Origin of the sequence: Flavobacterium cupriresistens, assembly GCF_020911925.1 — a bacterium.
Classification (GTDB): domain Bacteria; phylum Bacteroidota; class Bacteroidia; order Flavobacteriales; family Flavobacteriaceae; genus Flavobacterium; species Flavobacterium cupriresistens.
On sequence record NZ_CP087134.1, the window covers coordinates 2,963,289 to 2,979,754 of the forward strand.

13 protein-coding genes are annotated in these 16,466 nt (G+C 34.1%); 10 read left to right on the plus strand and 3 right to left on the minus strand.

Features of this window, described 5'->3' with window-relative positions; all coding sequences use genetic code 11:
* The first annotated feature begins 17 nt into the window (after nt 1–17).
* Together capB and LNP23_RS12655 are read left to right on the plus strand one after the other, a co-directional pair.
* The gene (gene capB / locus LNP23_RS12650) at nt 18–1,280 is read left to right on the plus strand and encodes a cysteate-C-fatty acyltransferase (RefSeq protein ID WP_047778786.1); all 1,263 of its coding nucleotides are present in this window, start codon (nt 18–20) and stop codon (nt 1,278–1,280) included.
* A 120-nt stretch (nt 1,281–1,400) separates the two neighbouring features.
* Nucleotides 1,401–1,877, plus strand: a complete 477-nt coding sequence (locus LNP23_RS12655) for a hypothetical protein (protein WP_047778785.1) — start codon at nt 1,401–1,403, stop codon at nt 1,875–1,877.
* A gap of 51 nt (nt 1,878–1,928) precedes the next feature.
* Here the strand turns inward: LNP23_RS12655 and LNP23_RS12660 are convergent, their stop codons facing one another.
* Both LNP23_RS12660 and LNP23_RS12665 read right to left on the minus strand, forming a co-directional pair.
* Nucleotides 1,929–3,047, minus strand: a complete 1,119-nt coding sequence (locus LNP23_RS12660; protein ID WP_230001393.1) for a GTP cyclohydrolase — start codon at nt 3,045–3,047, stop codon at nt 1,929–1,931.
* Between the two features lie 53 nt (nt 3,048–3,100).
* Nucleotides 3,101–4,081, minus strand: a complete 981-nt coding sequence (locus LNP23_RS12665; protein ID WP_230001395.1) for a transporter — start codon at nt 4,079–4,081, stop codon at nt 3,101–3,103.
* A gap of 124 nt (nt 4,082–4,205) precedes the next feature.
* On the opposite strand from LNP23_RS12665, the gene LNP23_RS12670 reads away from it, so the two are divergent.
* The 8 genes from LNP23_RS12670 (at nt 4,206) to LNP23_RS12705 (ending at nt 13,146) form a co-directional block, all read left to right on the plus strand.
* A complete protein-coding gene (locus LNP23_RS12670) occupies nt 4,206–4,490 on the plus strand; it encodes a DUF4834 family protein (RefSeq protein ID WP_047778782.1) in 285 nt (94 codons plus the stop codon).
* A 50-nt stretch (nt 4,491–4,540) separates the two neighbouring features.
* Complete coding sequence (locus tag LNP23_RS12675; protein WP_230001397.1) at nt 4,541–6,979, plus strand: YfhO family protein; 2,439 nt, start codon at nt 4,541–4,543, stop codon at nt 6,977–6,979.
* A 6-nt stretch (nt 6,980–6,985) separates the two neighbouring features.
* Complete coding sequence (locus tag LNP23_RS12680) at nt 6,986–7,150, plus strand: hypothetical protein (protein WP_230001399.1); 165 nt, start codon at nt 6,986–6,988, stop codon at nt 7,148–7,150.
* Nucleotides 7,150–7,608 (plus strand): hypothetical protein, encoded by a 459-nt coding sequence (locus tag LNP23_RS12685; RefSeq protein ID WP_230001401.1) that lies wholly within the window; start codon nt 7,150–7,152, stop codon nt 7,606–7,608. The genes LNP23_RS12680 and LNP23_RS12685 overlap by 1 nt, the downstream gene beginning before the upstream one ends.
* Before the next feature lie 464 nt (nt 7,609–8,072).
* On the plus strand, nt 8,073–9,359 hold the full coding sequence (locus LNP23_RS12690; RefSeq protein ID WP_230001403.1) for a glycosyltransferase family 4 protein: 1,287 nt from the start codon (nt 8,073–8,075) through the stop codon (nt 9,357–9,359).
* A 31-nt stretch (nt 9,360–9,390) separates the two neighbouring features.
* The gene (locus LNP23_RS12695; RefSeq protein ID WP_230001405.1) at nt 9,391–10,860 is read left to right on the plus strand and encodes an oligosaccharide flippase family protein; all 1,470 of its coding nucleotides are present in this window, start codon (nt 9,391–9,393) and stop codon (nt 10,858–10,860) included.
* 94 nt (nt 10,861–10,954) lie between these two features.
* A complete protein-coding gene (locus LNP23_RS12700) occupies nt 10,955–12,607 on the plus strand; it encodes a mechanosensitive ion channel family protein (protein WP_230001407.1) in 1,653 nt (550 codons plus the stop codon).
* A gap of 239 nt (nt 12,608–12,846) precedes the next feature.
* Nucleotides 12,847–13,146 (plus strand): hypothetical protein, encoded by a 300-nt coding sequence (locus LNP23_RS12705; RefSeq protein WP_047778776.1) that lies wholly within the window; start codon nt 12,847–12,849, stop codon nt 13,144–13,146.
* 395 nt (nt 13,147–13,541) lie between these two features.
* Here LNP23_RS12705 and uvrA read toward each other — a convergent pair whose 3' ends face one another.
* On the minus strand, nt 13,542–16,337 hold the full coding sequence (uvrA, locus tag LNP23_RS12710) for an excinuclease ABC subunit UvrA (RefSeq protein ID WP_230001415.1): 2,796 nt from the start codon (nt 16,335–16,337) through the stop codon (nt 13,542–13,544).
* Between the last annotated feature and the right edge of the window lie 129 nt (nt 16,338–16,466).

Consider the following 16,466-nt stretch of genomic DNA (forward strand, 5'->3'; position numbering starts at 1 on the left):
TATTACTTCATTATATTATGGTAAAAGATTTATTCGAAAGAATTCAAAACAATAAAGGGCCGTTAGGAAAATGGGCTTCACAAGCTGAAGGGTATTTTGTATTCCCTAAATTAGAAGGAGAACTTGGTCCAAGAATGCAATTTGGTGGGAAAAATATTTTGAACTGGAGTATAAACGACTATTTAGGTTTGGCAAATCATCCTGAAGTACGTCAGGCAGATATTGATGCTGCTGCAGAATATGGTGCTGCTTATCCTATGGGAGCACGTATGATGTCTGGTCACACTAAATACCACGAACAATTAGAGAATGAATTGGCTGCTTTCGTAATGAAAGAATCGGCTTATTTGTTGAACTTTGGTTACCAGGGAATGGTATCTACTATTGATGCTTTGGTTACTAAAAATGATATTATTGTGTATGATGTAGATTCTCATGCTTGTATCATTGACGGAGTTCGTTTGCATATGGGGAAACGTTTTACTTACAAGCACAATGATCTTGAAAGTATAGAGAAAAACCTGCAGCGTGCTACTAAAATGGCATTGGAGACTGGTGGTGGAATCTTACTTATTACAGAAGGTGTTTTTGGAATGCGTGGTCAACAAGGGAAATTGAAAGAAATTGTTGCGCTTAAAGAGCAATACAATTTCAGATTATTAGTAGATGATGCACACGGTTTTGGAACTCTTGGTAAAACAGGAGCCGGAGCAGGTGAGGAGCAAGGAGTTCAGGACGGTATCGATGTTTACTTTTCTACTTTTGCAAAGTCAATGGCTAATATTGGAGCTTTTTTAGCTGCAGATAAAGATATTATCGATTATTTAAAATACAATTTGCGTTCTCAAATGTTCGCTAAGGCGTTACCAATGATTCAAACTATTGGATCTTTGAAACGTTTGGAATTGTTGCGTAACCACCCGGAATTGAAAGATAAACTTTGGGAAAACGTAAATGCATTACAAAACGGATTACGTTCAAAAAATTTCAATATTGGAGATACTAATACTTGTGTAACACCGGTTTATTTAGAAGGAAGTGTTCCTGAAGCAATGGTTATGGTGAATGATTTAAGAGAAAACTACGGTATTTTCTTGTCTATTGTAATCTATCCGGTAATTCCAAAAGGGATTATTTTATTGAGAATGATTCCAACAACTTCACATACTTTAGCTGATATTGATGAAACGTTAGTTGCTTTTGAAGCAATTCGTGAGAAATTAGAAAACGGTACCTACAAAGAAATAGCAAGTAAAACAAAGGTTGATTTAGATGCTTAATTGCTGAAAATGATAGATTCCTCCAATAGTGGGAATTATGTAAAAAAATCCATTCTGCATAAGAATGGATTTTTTTTATTTCAGCTAAATTTATAATAGTAAAACATAAAAATTATTATTATGAAAAAAATACTCGCACTAACGATAGTCACTTTGGCTGTTTTAACATCCTGTAAAAAAGCACCTGAACCGGTAGAGATTGCGCCAAATCCGCCAAAAGAGGCAGAGATTGTAGAGCCTTCCGGAGATCAATGTTATGCTTCTATTGCTAATAATAGTATTGTGCAACTTAGTTTTAATGTAAATTCACATCAGGAAGTTAACGGGAAATTGAGTTATGCTTTATCGGGAAAGGATAAGAATGACGGAACGATTATCGGAAATATGAAGGGAGATACGCTGATTGCAGATTATACCTTTATGTCGGAAGGACTTTCGTCTGTCAGAGAAGTTGTTTTTCTTCAAAAAGACGGTGCATTTATTGAAGGATATGGAGATATTGTCGAGGTAAATGATAAAGCAACCTTTAAGGATAAAACAAAACTGAAGTTTGATCAGAAAAATGCGTTGACGAAGGTCGATTGTAAGGTCGAATAAAATAATAAAATCAAACCCGACAGGTTTCAAACCTGTCGGGTTTAGTTTATTTTAAAGATCCTTTTTATACGTTTTTCTTCGACAGTGTACTTTTGGATCGAAATTTTTCCAAAGTAAATGAATGGCCGTATTTTCGGCTAATTCCGGAGTTCTAATGCAGTTTACGATTCCTTTTTCAGAAAAAGTTTTAAAATACTCATCAAAGATAATCGCTGTAACTCCTTTGTTTTGATAGTCGGGATGTACGCCTATTAAATAGAAAACAACATCTTTACTGTGTTTTCTGGCTTTTAATAGATGGTAAAAACCAAATGGGAAAAGTTTTCCTTTTGCTTTTTGTAAAGCTTCAGAAAAACTAGGCATTACAATACTAAAAGCTACTAATTTATCGTCCTTGTCCACAACAAATTTGATGTATTCCGGATTGATAAAACTGATGTATTTCTTTTTGAAATATTCTTTCTGCACATCAGAAATGGCAACAAATGAAGCCAGGTTTGCATAAGAATCATTAAACAAATCAAACATTTTATCCACATGTGGCATAATGTCTTTTGTTTTGGTAAAAGTAAGCGATCTTAAACCGTATCTTTTTTTGATTAATTCCTGTGCTTTCAGGAAAAATTCAGGTTTTACGTTAGAAAATGGGAAGATGCTTTCGAGATATTCTTTCTCGACCTGAAAACCTAATTGTTCAAAATGGGTTACATAATAAGGATTGTTGTACCAGGTAATCATAGTCCCCATCTGATCGTATCCTTCTGTAAGTACTCCAACTTTGTCCAAATTAGAGAAGCCCATTGGACCTTCAACATGTTCCAGATTGTTTTGTTTTCCTAATTCGTATACTTTTTCTAATAAGGCTTTGGTCACTTCAATATCATCAATAACATCAAACCAGCCAAAACGAACTTTCTTTTTGTGCTGATTGTTTACTTCCGACCAGTTGATAATGGCCGTTATTCTACCAACAATTTCATCATTTTTGTAAGCCAGATAAAAATAAGCTTCGGCGTTCTCAAAAGCAGGGTTTTTGGTTTTATCAAAAGACTCCAGTTCGTCAGCAATTATAGGCGGAACCCAATACGGGTTGTCTTTGTATAATGAAAACGGGAATTTGATATAATCTGTTAATTCTTTTTTGCTTTTGGCTTCTTTAATTGTAATCATTAAGATCGTATTGTGAAATATCTCTTTGTTTTGAGATTTAGGTTATTAAATTTTTATTCGTATTTAGATTTACGTTTTCTCTCTTGTGCCTGATAATCTGTTTCTTTCTTAGATTTAGCATCTTTAGGATTGTTTTTGTCTTTTCGGGACTGTCTCTTGGATTCTATTTGTTTCTCTTTGTATTTTCCATCATAACGCCATGAAACTCCAACTCCTCCGTACAATATAGACGGTGTGTTTTTAAAATTGGTGCTTACAGAAGCATCAACCTGTAAGTTTGGGTTAATCAGATAGGCTGCTCCACCGCGCACGATGGCATCGCTGTAAAAATCACTTTTATAACCCTGATTTTCAACAAAACCAGACCATTTGTTGTTGAAACCGTGCGTTAAAGTTAATACATAACCATAACTTGGGTAATCTGTTGTGATATAATCGGCAATAATATTAGTTACAAATACCCATTTCCCGCCACCAAACTGATTTTGTGTAATCAATACTACTTTTGGCGAAATACTGGACTTCGGAGAAAAAGAGTACGGATTGTCTGCGCCAACAAAATTGGCTCCCGCAAAAAGTGATACAGCAGGTATTAACTGATGCCAGTCAAAACTATGATTGGCTTTGTAACTGTATATGTTTTTGGTTTTTTCGTAGTTTTTAAAAGGATCGTAAATTAAATATTTCGCTCCCAAAACGGTTTGTCTGAAATTATTTCTCTTAGAATTGTTGTAGGGTGTATTAAAAGCTTCCATTTGATATTGCAAATCAAGTACAAATTCAAGTTTTTCTAAAAATGCACCATAACGGAATGTTAAATCGGTACCAAAACCATTCGCATCATAATTTAATAAATCATGTTTTTCCTTTATTCCATAGATGCCAATTTCGGCCTGAATAACAGTTTTTCCAACAGCAAAGGCAGACATTGTCTCCCCCGGACGGTTAGAATTAATGATATCAGTGTATTGTGCGAAAAAGAATTGTGGTGTAAAAAAGAGAGTAGCAATAAATAAGTTTTTAACTTTTAACATAAACGTAATTTTTGATTAAAAAGTAATAACGCATTTCAAATGTACATATTTTATTATTTATTTAAGATTGATATTTTAATTTTAAACAACAGATTTCTTAATTTTGAAAAAAAAATATACAATTATGCAAGAAGCATCTTTTTCAGGTTTAATAAAAGCTATTTTTTACATCTTGGCTTTTTATTATATTTTTAAATTTTTAGCTAGAATCTTTTTGCCTGTGTTGGTTAAAAAGGCTGTAGAAAAAGCAGGAGAGAATTTTCAGAGACAACAACAATATAGCCAAGGTAACTCATGGCAAAATACGCAACGCAATAAAGATGAGATAATTATCGATACTGCGAATGCGAAAAATCCCCGTGAAACCAAAAAAGTGGGAGATTATGTTGATTACGAAGAAATAGATTAAGTTTGTGTCCTGAAAAAACAGGATTCATCATTTAACCAAACTTGCCTAAATTGAAAATAGTAAATAAGTTCTATCCGCACGCCCTAGTAGTTTTGGGCTTTATTCTCGTTTCCCTAATTTATTTTTACCCGGTTTTACAGGGAAAACAAATTTTCCAGTCTGATATTGCTCAGTATACCGGAATGGCAAAGGAGCAAAATGATTTTAGAGCTACAGAACATGCCGAGCCTTATTGGACAAATTCTGCTTTTGGAGGGATGCCGACGTACCAACTTGGTGCCAATTACCCTAACGATTATGTTGGGAAATTAGACGATGCATTGCGTTTTTTACCTCGTCCGGCTGATTACTTATTTTTATACTTTTTAGGTTTCTACGGTTTATTGTTGGTTTTAAAAACAGATCCTTTAAAAGCTTTTATTGGCGCATTGGCATTTGGTTTTTCAACCTACTTAATTATTATCTTGGGAGTAGGGCACAATGCAAAAGCACATGCGATTGCTTATATGCCATTGGTTATTGCCGGATTTATACTGGTTTTTCAGAAAAAATACATTTGGGGAGGTTTGCTCACCATGTTTGCGGTGGCTTTAGAGGTTAATGCCAACCACTTCCAGATGACCTATTATTTATTGATTTTTCTGCTGATACTTTCGGGTTATTATGCGTTCAATTTCATTAAAGATAAAGAATACAAGCCGCTTTTAATTTCGTTTGGTGTTTTGGTAGCTGCAGGAATTTTGGCTATTGGAGCCAATGCAACTAATTTATTGGCGACTAGCGAATATGCTAAATTTAGTACACGAAGCAATAGCGAATTGACTTTTAATCCGGACGGAACAAAAAAGACTAACGAGAATGCGCTAAGCCGTGAATATATCACAGAATACAGTTATGGAATTGCAGAGAGTTTGAATCTAATTGCGCCAAGACTTTTTGGAGGTTCAAATCATGAAAATGTAGGGACAGACAGTCGTATGTATTCTTTCATGATCGAAAAAGGAGTTCCGTCAGAACAAGCACAAGATTTTGTATCCGGGATGCCTACTTATTGGGGAGACCAACCTATTGTTGCAGCTCCGGCTTATATTGGGGTTGTAGTTTTCTTTTTAGCCGTTTTGGCATTGTTTATTGATGATAGAAAAATAAAATACGTTTTTCTTTCTGGAGCATTAGTCTCACTTATACTTTCATGGGGGAAAAACTTCTCTCTTTTAACAGACTTTTTTATCGATTACGTACCAATGTACGATAAATTCAGAGCCGTTTCTTCTATTCAGGTGATACTTGAATTGTGTTTCCCTGTTTTGGCTGTTATGGGATTACAATCGTTTTTTAAAGCGAAAGAAGAACCAAAATTACAACAGAAAGCATTGGTGCAAACCGGAGTTTTTGGTCTTGGAATTTTGTTGATTTTAGTATTTACCAAAAGCATGTTCCATTTTTCAGGAAGCAGCGATAGTTATTACTTAGAAAGCTACGGACCTGATTTTGTTGACGCATTAAAAGAAGACAGAATGAGTTTGTATTCGGCAGATTTATTGCGATCAGGCTTTTTTATTGTAGTGACTTTTGGAATTCTGTGGTTGTTCATTAAAAACAAATTTTCGCAAAATACAACTTTGGTCATTGTTGGTGTTTTAATGATTTTTGATTTGTTTTTTGTAGATAAAAAATATGTTTCAGCCAAAGATTTCGTTAGTCCGGTGCAAATTGCAGCTCCATTTCAGGAAACGCCATCCGATGCTCAGATTTTAAAAGATACCACACATTACAGAGTTTTTGAAGTAAACGGAAATATGTCGAGTGCACGTGCTTCTTATTTTCATCATTCATTGGGAGGATACCACGCAGCAAAACCAAGAAGAATTCAACAGTTGTTTGATTACCAAATTGCAAAAAACAATATGGAAGTGCTGGACATGTTGAATGTAAAATATATTATCCAGACGGATAAAGAAGGGAAAGAATTCCCGACCGTAAACCCGAATACCAATGGTAATGCCTGGTTTGTAAGTTCGGTTAGACTGGTAAACAAACCGGATGATGTGATGAAAGCATTAGACAATATCGATACTAAAAGGGTCGCTGTTTTTAATGTCCGTGAACACGAAGGTAAATTCAGAAATGCACGTTTAAAAAAGCAATGGGATACAACCGGAACGATCAAAACGGTAGTATACAAACCAAATTATATTAAATACCAATCGGATAATAAGAAAGACGGTTTAGCGGTTTTTTCTGAAATGTATTATAAAAATGGTTGGAATGCCTATATCGATGGACAATTGACAGATCATTTCCCTGTAGATTATGTCTTAAGAGCGATGGAGATTCCGGGTGGTCAACACACTATTGAGTTTAAATTTGAACCTCAGGTTGTAAAAACCGGAAGTACGATTACCTTGATAAGTTCAATCGGAATGTTATTATTGTTGATTGGTGGGATTTATTTTGAAAGGAAAAGAGTAATTTTACATAAAGAGTAAATTTTCATGAAAACTACTACTGTAAAAAAAAATCAGAAACCTCAAGTGAATGATACTTCCGTTAATTCGGAATTGCAGCAGTTATACGTTGAAAGGATAGAGCGTTTTATGGCTTTAGTGGAACTTTCATATGCCTTAAAACATTCTCCTAAAATTATTCAGAGTAAATAATGCTTCTGGAAATTCTAAATATTTGGAGAATTTTTAATGAAGAGAATGTTCGTTACATTACTATTGGAGGTTTGGCTGTTAATATCTATGGTTATGTAAGAAATACAGGAGATATTGATATATTGATTGAGGATTCTGTTGAAAATAGATTAAACCTTCGTGCCGCTTTTAAAAAAATAGGATTAGGTGATTTTCCACAAATTGAAACAATGCAATTTGTAGCAGGATATACTGATTTTACTATATCTTATGATTTGAGATTAGATGTAATGACTTCGATTAAAGGTCTAGAGAATGTGAAATTTGATGAATTACATCGAAAAGCTACTATTGTTTATTTACAAAAAACACCTGTCTATTTTATTGATTATGATAATTTAATGATTGCAAAAAAAGCGACTAATAGATTAAAAGATCAGCTGGATATTGAAGAATTGAATAAATTGAATAAAAAATAAATGGAAAGCAGAATCTAAAAAGCGCTTTCTTATTTGGAAAGATTTGAAAAATTAATGGCTCTGATAGAGTTGTGTTATATGTTGAGAAGGGTAAAAAAGTACACTTTTAAAGATATATAAAAGCTAGTTTAATTAGAAATGGGTGATTTTGAGTAAGTTATTTTTGAACGTTTTTTCAATTATTGGTCTGCTGATTTTAGATCTTTCAGTTTATATTTTCTGTGGTCTTTTTATGATGGGATACGATGATTTTTATGATGAAAGTCAAGGAGAGTATTTTAGTTTTTCAAGCATGGAAATGAAATATAAAGTAGTTTATGTCTTTAGTAATTTCTGGCTTATCTTAAACGGTATTCTGTTATTTTATTTTTTATTTAATTTATATAAGAAATTGATTTTAAAAAGGCATAAATGATTCTAATAACTTTTAAATTTGCATTTTTAAAACTTTAAACCAATTTTTCTTGGAACAAAAAAAGCTCTTAATCATTACCTATTATTTCCCACCTGCCGGAGGGCCTGGTGTACAACGTTGGTTGAAATTTGTAAAGTACTTACCTGACTTTAATGTTCAGCCTATCGTTTATGTTCCTGAAAATCCAACCTATCCAATCGTTGATGAAGCTTTGGTTAACGAAGTGTCGGATCAGGTAATTGTTCTTAAAAATAAAATTATGGAGCCTTACCAACTGGCGGCTCTTTTTTCTAAAAATAAAACAAAGAAAATCAGTTCGGGAATCTTTCCACAAAAGAAAAAGCAAACGTTTCTGGATAAACTTTTTCTTTGGGTCAGAGGGAATCTTTTTATTCCGGATGCCCGTGTTTTATGGGTAAAACCTTCTGTTTCTTATCTTGAAAAATACATCAAAGAAAACAATATAGATACGATTGTAACTTCGGGTCCACCGCACAGTTTGCATTTAATCGGATTAGAATTAAAAGAAAAACTAAATGTAAAATGGTTTGCTGATTTCCGCGATCCGTGGACTACAATTGGCTATCATAAAGCATTGCGTTTATCTGCTTACGCTGCGAAAAAACATAAAAAATTAGAGCATAAAGTACTTAATTCGGCAGATACGATTATTGTAACCAGTAAAACGACGAAAACGGAGTTTCAGGCGATCACCAGTAAACCAATTTCGGTAATTACAAACGGTTATGATATTGAAAATGTTGAAAAACAAACGTTGGATACCAAGTTTACTCTGGCTCATATCGGATCCTTTCTTTCAGATCGCAACCCTCGTTTTTTATGGGAAAGTCTGATCGAATTGCTTCAGGAAGTTCCGGATTTTAAGACGCATTTAGAAATAAAATTAATTGGTGCCGTAAGTCAGGAAGTATTAGATGCTATCAAGGAGTTTAATCTGGAGGGATATTTAAACCTATTGGGTTATGTTTCGCATCATGAAGCTATTGCGCATCAGAAAAAATCACAGGTTTTGCTGCTGATCGAAATTAATTCAGAAGATACCAGAAGTATTATTCCGGGTAAATTGTTTGAATATATGGTGTCAAACAGACCTATAATAGCAATTGGACCACAAGGTTCTGATTTCGCGGATATTATAAAGGAAACAAATACAGGTGTATTTTTTGATTATTCTGAAAAAGCGAAACTAAAAAGTGTAATTTTGGACTTTTATAATCAATATTTGGAAGGGAAATTACAAGCGAATGGCGTTGGTTTGCAACAATATTCGAGAAAAAACCTAACCAAACAGTTAGCACAGTTGATTAGCGAATAAACGATCAGAACACTACAATCTAAAATTACAAATGGGCATTGTCTTAAATCAGTCTTTCAAAAATACCATAATTACTTATATAGGCTTCGGAATTGGAGCTATCAATACCCTTTATTTGTATCCGGTTTTTTTAGGTGCTACCTATTATGCTTTAACCAATTATGTTCTTTCCGCGGCCAATGTAATCATGCCATTGTTTGCAATCGGAATGCAAAACACATTGGTTAAATTTTATTCGCAGTATAAAACAGAAAAAGAAAGAGAGCAGTTTCTGTCGTTTACGGCATTGTTTCCTATTATAATGTGTATTCCTTTAGGGATTATTGGTTTGCTCTTCTTTGACGATATTACAGCTTTTGTTTCTAAAGAAAATCCTGTTGTAAAGGAATTTATGCTTCTGATTCCTTTTATCGGAATTTGTATGGCTTATTTTGAAATTTTTTATGCCTGGGCAAGAGTACACATGCATTCGGTTTTTGGAAATTTTATTAAAGAAGTAGGATTGAGATTGTTTTCTTCGTTTGCATTAGTTGGTTTGTATTTTCATTGGATTACCTTGGTGCAATTTGTTTACGTTACGGCAGTAATTTATTTTATTGGCTTTCTGGTGACGATGTTTTATGCCTTTTACATAAAAAGACCCAATTTTCAGATTACAATTCCAGCGAATGTAAAAAGTGTAATGGAATATACTTTCTTTATTATTCTATCAGGAAGTGTAGCAAATTTACTTTTGGACGGGGATAAACTGATGCTGAATCAATACATGAAAATTGAGAATATTGCCTATTACTCTGTTGCGACCTATATTGCGTTGGTAATTTCGGTTCCAAGTCGGGCGATGCATCAGATTGTATATCCAATTACAGCAAAATTGATGCACGAAAATAAACATGATGAACTGAATGTTTTATACAAAAAAACCTCAATAAACCTACAGTTCGTCGGTGGTTTTGTAATGCTGTGCATTTTTGTAAACATCAATCAATTGTACGAATTGGTTCCTAAAGAATACAGCGGGGGAATTCCTGTAGTGTTTATGATTGGATTGTCGAAGTACTTCGATTTGATTTTAGGAAATAATAATGCCATTATTTTTAATACCAAATACTACCGAATGGTGCTGTATTTAGGATTACTGCTGGTGTTTTTGACTTTTGTTTTAAACATGATCTTTATTCCGTATTGGGGAATATTCGGTTCTGCATTTGCGACTTTATTGTCTATTACTTTATACAGCTTAGCTAAATTGCAATTTGTGGTTAAGAGACTGCATCTGTATCCGTTTACAAAACAGACGATACATTCTATTTTAATAACAGCTGCTTTGTTTTTAGTGTTTTATTTTTGGGAATTTCCTTTTTATCAATTGATTAGCATTGCCTTAAAATCCGCTATAGTAACTGTTTTTTATGTTTATTTCAATTATAAGTTCAATATCTCACCTGAAATCAATCAGGTTATTAAGAATCTTTTAAAAAGAATCGGAATTAGCATTTAATAAGATTTTACAGAAAATAAAAAGAAATGTTAAAAGGAAACTTAATTGTTTTTATATTTGTTAGAAAGGATAATTAATTTATTTCTAATAGCTTATGAAAAAAAGATTAGTTTGTTTTTTAGTGCTCTTTATTGCACTGTCTTCTTCTGTCAGTTTTGCTCAGAAAAAAGAGCCGCAAGAGCCAGCAAAAGCTATAGATTCAGTTAAGTTAAAAGGTTATCCTGTAAGTCCTTTTAAAGATACACTTTTTTACATTTACAACAGAGTAGGCTCGTTTTCTGCAGAAGACAGAGCAAACACCATTACAGGAAAGATAAAAAAAATATACGAAGATTCTTTTTTCGATACAGACTCGATTCAGGTCGTGCCGTCGGATATTACTCAGGACATCGTCTATAAAGGTGATTTTGTCATTATGTCTGTTTTGGACATTGATGCCCAGTCCGAAAAACAGTCCGCAGCTTATCTTGCAAAACGGAATCTAAACTTAATTAAGAAAGCAATTATTGGCCAGAACGAAAATCATTCCCAGCTTCCAAAAAGATTGGGTTATACGGTTCTGCTTATTCTGATTGTTGGTTTTATACTGTTTTTTGTCGGCAAGATTTTTAATAGAGTTAAACTTTACATTTTAAAGAACAGCGACAAACACTTTAAAGGGTTTGTTTATAATAATATCACGATGCTTTCGCCGCAAAGACAGCAATTTGTCGTGATGCGTTTATACGGATTCGTCAAGATTATTGCGCTGATTCTGATCGTTTATTTCTCTTTGCCTTTATTGTTTAGTATTTTTCCGGCTACAGAAGATTACACCACAACATTGCTTCGCTGGGTGCTTTCTCCGGCAAAACTTGCTTTTTTAGGATTTGTTGGTTTTCTGCCAAGTTTATTTGCTATTATAGTGATCATTGTAATATTCAAATACGCGCTGAAAATTATCAAATTCTTTTTTGACGAAATAAAAAAAGAGAACATAAAAATCGATGGTTTTTACAGCGATTGGGCAATGCCAACCTTTAATATTATTCGGTTTTTAATGATGGCCTTTATGCTGGTTATTATTTTCCCGTATCTGCCGGGTTCTGATTCTCCGATTTTCAAAGGAGTTTCCGTATTTGTGGGGGTTTTGTTTTCATTGGGCTCTTCAAACGCCATTGCCAATATGGTGGCGGGATTAGTTATTACTTATATGCGTCCTTTTAAGATTGGTGATTTTATTAAGATTGGTGATGTAAGCGGGGAAGTGATCGAAAAAACAGCTTTAGTAACCCGTGTAAGAACTCCGAAGTTTGAAGACATTACGATTCCAAATGCGACTGTATTATCGAGTACATCGACGAACTTCTCGGCGAATACAAAAAATGCCTCAAATGGCTTGTTAATCCACACTACGGTGACAATTGGATACGATGTTCCGTGGAAAGATATTCATAAAGCTTTGATTGAAGCAGCACTAAAAACAGACATGATAGAACAAACTCCGACTCCTTTTGTATTGCAAACGAGTCTGGATGATTTTTACGTTTCCTATCAGGTAAATGTTTATACTAAAGAACCTACAAAACAACCGAGGATTTATTCGTCGTTGCATCAAAATATTCAGGACTCTTTTAATGCTGCCGGTATCGAGATCATGTCTCCACACTATAAAGCGTTAAGGGACGGAAACACAACAACAATTCCTGAAAATTATTTAAAAACAGACTATGAAGCACCAACCTTTAATGTAAAGAACAAGAGTTAAGTTGCTGATAGGCAGATATAAGTATTAAAATTTTAACAGTTTTTTATTTTGTTGTTCGCTTAATAAAAACTAACTTTAGGTGAGAATTTAATAGCAGTTTAATTAGTATGATTAAAAAAATCTAATAAAATGCAATAAATATAAAGTAATGGTGTTTTAGTAGATTGAAATAATTGATAGTAATTAAGAAAAATTAACAATGAGAGTGGAAGTATTGGGATTAATTTAATTTGGTAATTATGAAGCACAATCAACTTAGTCAGGAACAAAGCTTACAAGTATTTTCTAATATGATATCGAATAAAGTTCATAATGGATTTACACTGGAAGAAAGAAATGATGAATTGCTTTTTGCAGTTCTTTCAAAAGGGGGAAAAGTGGTCAATCACAGTTTGAATTTTACAATTTTTTGTCTGACTTTGGGGTTATGGTCATTTGCATGGCTTTATCTTACTCTGGAAGCGTCTAAACAGAAAAAAATATTAGTCGCAATAGATGAAGACGGGTTTCCTTTTGAAGAGAAATGTTTAGTAGCTTAAAAGTAACAGCTAACAGTAAGTAAAACGGCCAGAAATAGGATTTCTGGCCGTTTTATTTTTTGAGTTATTTAGTTACGTATTAAACGCAATTTATTTATTTTTTTCATGCTGATTTTGCAGATTTTTTTTCATTGTTTTTTGAAAAAATCTGTTAAATCTGCAAAATCTGCGTGCTATTCTACTTTTGTATTTCCTATCCCAAAAATGTACTTTCTCGAAATCTGTGGTACAAAAATAAGTACGCTGGTTCAGAGTGATAGCAATACAAAGAAAAGCTGGCCACGAATTACACTAATTAAAAGGATTTGATCTAAGGTTTTTGATTTCTCCTTTTACTATTTTGTCATTCTTGCACTGACTAAACGAAATAGTATTCGTAAAGCTTTGTGCAAAACCTACAGTTTGTCTTTTAAATATATTCCAGTAACCGATTCTTTTACTTTTACAATGTCTTCCGGAGTTCCTACCGCTAGTAAATGACCTCCATTTTCTCCACCTTCCGGGCCTAAATCAATGATCCAGTCAGCACATTTGATGAGATCCAGATTGTGTTCAATAACAATTATCGAATGACCTTTATCTATTAATGCTTCAAACGAAGCAAGTAATTTTTTGATATCGTGAAAATGCAAACCGGTGGTAGGTTCATCAAATACAAACAAAGCTTTGTCTTTTGTAGCTCCTTTTACCAAGAAGGAAGCCAGCTTAATACGTTGCGCTTCACCACCTGAAAGAGTAGAAGAAGATTGCCCTAATTGCACATACCCTAAACCTACATCCTGAAGCGGTTGTAATTTTTGAGTGATCTTGGCTTGTTTGTTTTTTTCGAAAAAAGCAATAGCATCATCAATCGTCATCGTAAGGATATCGTTGATGTTTTTATCATCGAAAGTAATTTCTAAGACTTCTTTTTTAAAGCGTTTGCCTCCACAAGTTTCGCAAGGTAGCTGCACATCGGCCATGAAGACCATTTCAACATTAATAGAACCTTCTCCTTTACAGGTTTCACATCGGCCTCCATCAACATTAAAAGAAAAATGTTTCGCCTGATACCCTCTTATTTTTGATAGTTTTTCTTTGGAGTACAAATCACGAATATCATCATAGGCTTTGATATATGTAACAGGATTAGATCTCGAACTTCTTCCAATCGGATTCTGATCGACATACTCAATATGTTTTATTTGCGAAAAAGAGCCTTTTATTTCGCTAAACTGCCCCGCTTTTTCAGAAGCACTTTCCAGCATTTTTTGCATGGCCGGAAATAAAATTTTCTTTATCAGGGTACTTTTTCCACTTCCGGATACACCGGTAACGACTGTCAAAACGTCTAAAGGAAAAGTAACATTAATATTTTTTAAGTTGTTTTCTCTGGCGCCAACGATGTCAATATGATTTTTGAATTTTCGTCTTTTTTTCGGAACGGTAATTTCCAGATCTCCATTTAAATACTTTGCGGTCAGAGATTCTGATTGCAGGATTTCTGGATAAGTACCTTGTGCCACAAGATGTCCACCAAAAGTACCGGCTTCTGGACCAATATCGATAATCATATCGGCTGCCTTCATGATATCTTCGTCATGCTCTACAACAATAACGGTATTGCCTAAATCACGCAGAGAGAGTAAAACTTTTATTAAACGTTCTGAATCTTTTGGATGCAAACCAATACTCGGTTCATCTAGAATGTACATTGACCCAACCAAACTACTCCCGAGAGAGGTAGCCAGATTAATTCTTTGTGATTCTCCTCCTGAAAGTGTTGCAGAATTTCGGTTTAAAGTAAGGTAGTCTAAACCTACTTCGGTTAGGAATGACAAACGATTATTGATTTCGATCATCAGACGTTTTGCGATTTGATGTTCGTAAACGTTTAGTTCTATATTTTTGAAAAAAGTAACCAGATGTTTAATTGGCAAATCGACTAAGTCAGAGACCGTTTTTCCATTGATTTTTACATAGGACGCTTCTTCGCGTAGGCGTTTACCACGACAAACATGGCATTTTGTTTTTCCACGGTAACGGGATAACATTACCCTGTTTTGGATTTTATAATTTTTTTCTTCTAACTCTTTGAAGAAATCATTTAACCCTTGAAAATATTGATTTCCACTCCAGATCAGCTCTTTTTGTTCTTCTGACAGTTCAAAATAAGGTTTATGAATAGGAAGATCAAATTTATAAGCATGTTTAACCAGTTCCTCTTTGTACCAGCTCATACTATCACCTCTCCAGGGATAGATGGCGCTTTCGAAAATAGATAAAGAAGTATTCGGAACCACCAGATCGGCATCTATTCCGATAATATTTCCATAACCTTCACAAACCGGACAAGCACCGTAGGGGTTGTTGAAACTGAATAAATGAACATTTGGTTCTAAAAACGTAATGCCATCCAATTCAAAATTATTAGAATAAGAAAATCTTCGTTCTGAGTTTAATTCTTGCAGATAACAAATCCCTTTTCCTTCAAAAAAAGCAGTCTGTATCGCATCTGCCAGACGATTATAGAATTCTTCTTCCTCTTTTACAACGATTCGGTCAATAATAAGCAGTATGTCTTTATTGTCAAATTGATGTAACTCTGCCTCAGCAAATTCATCCAGACGAACCATTTCATTATTCACAAGAATACGGGCAAAACCTTGTTGAAGAAGCACTTTTAGTTTGTCTTCCAATTGCCTTCCTTCTTCCAGATGAATGGGAGCTAATAAAAGCCATTTGCTGTCTAATTCCAATGTTTTTACATCTGAAACAACATCAGTAACGGTATTTTTCTTTACTTCCTGACCTGAAACCGGAGAGTACGTACGACCAATTCGGGCGTATAGCAGTTTCATATAATCGTAAATCTCAGTCGATGTTCCTACAGTAGATCGGGCATTGGTAGTATTTACCTTTTGCTCAATCGCAATTGCCGGTGCAATCCCTTTGATATATTCAACTTTTGGTTTGTCTAAACGACCTAAAAACTGACGCGCATAAGAAGACAAACTCTCCACATAACGACGCTGTCCCTCGGCATACAAGGTATCAAAGGCTAAACTCGATTTTCCGGAACCTGAAAGTCCTGTAATAACCACGAGTTTGTTTCTGGGAATAGCTACATCTACATTTTTTAAGTTATGTACTTGTGCGCCTTTAATGATAATATTATGTTTTGGGTCGAGTGTAGAAAGGTCGATTTGCATAAAAAAAGTCAATTTCTACAAAAGTAATCAATTTTGACTTGAGTTTAGTTAATGAGATTGATCCAAATCTTAACAATTTACAGCTTGGTTTCTCATTTTTTAATATTGGTTTTTTTATTAAAAAGTTAT

Coding starts and splice junctions, on each gene's coding strand:
- capB (WP_047778786.1), top strand. CDS start 18: ATGGTAAAAGATTTATTCGAAAGAATTCAAAACAATAAAGGGCCGTTA.
- LNP23_RS12655 (WP_047778785.1), top strand. CDS start 1,401: ATGAAAAAAATACTCGCACTAACGATAGTCACTTTGGCTGTTTTAACA.
- LNP23_RS12660 (WP_230001393.1), bottom strand. CDS start 3,047: ATGATTACAATTAAAGAAGCCAAAAGCAAAAAAGAATTAACAGATTAT.
- LNP23_RS12665 (WP_230001395.1), bottom strand. CDS start 4,081: ATGTTAAAAGTTAAAAACTTATTTATTGCTACTCTCTTTTTTACACCA.
- LNP23_RS12670 (WP_047778782.1), top strand. CDS start 4,206: ATGCAAGAAGCATCTTTTTCAGGTTTAATAAAAGCTATTTTTTACATC.
- LNP23_RS12680 (WP_230001399.1), top strand. CDS start 6,986: ATGAAAACTACTACTGTAAAAAAAAATCAGAAACCTCAAGTGAATGAT.
- LNP23_RS12685 (WP_230001401.1), top strand. CDS start 7,150: ATGCTTCTGGAAATTCTAAATATTTGGAGAATTTTTAATGAAGAGAAT.
- LNP23_RS12695 (WP_230001405.1), top strand. CDS start 9,391: ATGGGCATTGTCTTAAATCAGTCTTTCAAAAATACCATAATTACTTAT.
- LNP23_RS12700 (WP_230001407.1), top strand. CDS start 10,955: ATGAAAAAAAGATTAGTTTGTTTTTTAGTGCTCTTTATTGCACTGTCT.
- LNP23_RS12705 (WP_047778776.1), top strand. CDS start 12,847: ATGAAGCACAATCAACTTAGTCAGGAACAAAGCTTACAAGTATTTTCT.
- uvrA (WP_230001415.1), bottom strand. CDS start 16,337: ATGCAAATCGACCTTTCTACACTCGACCCAAAACATAATATTATCATT.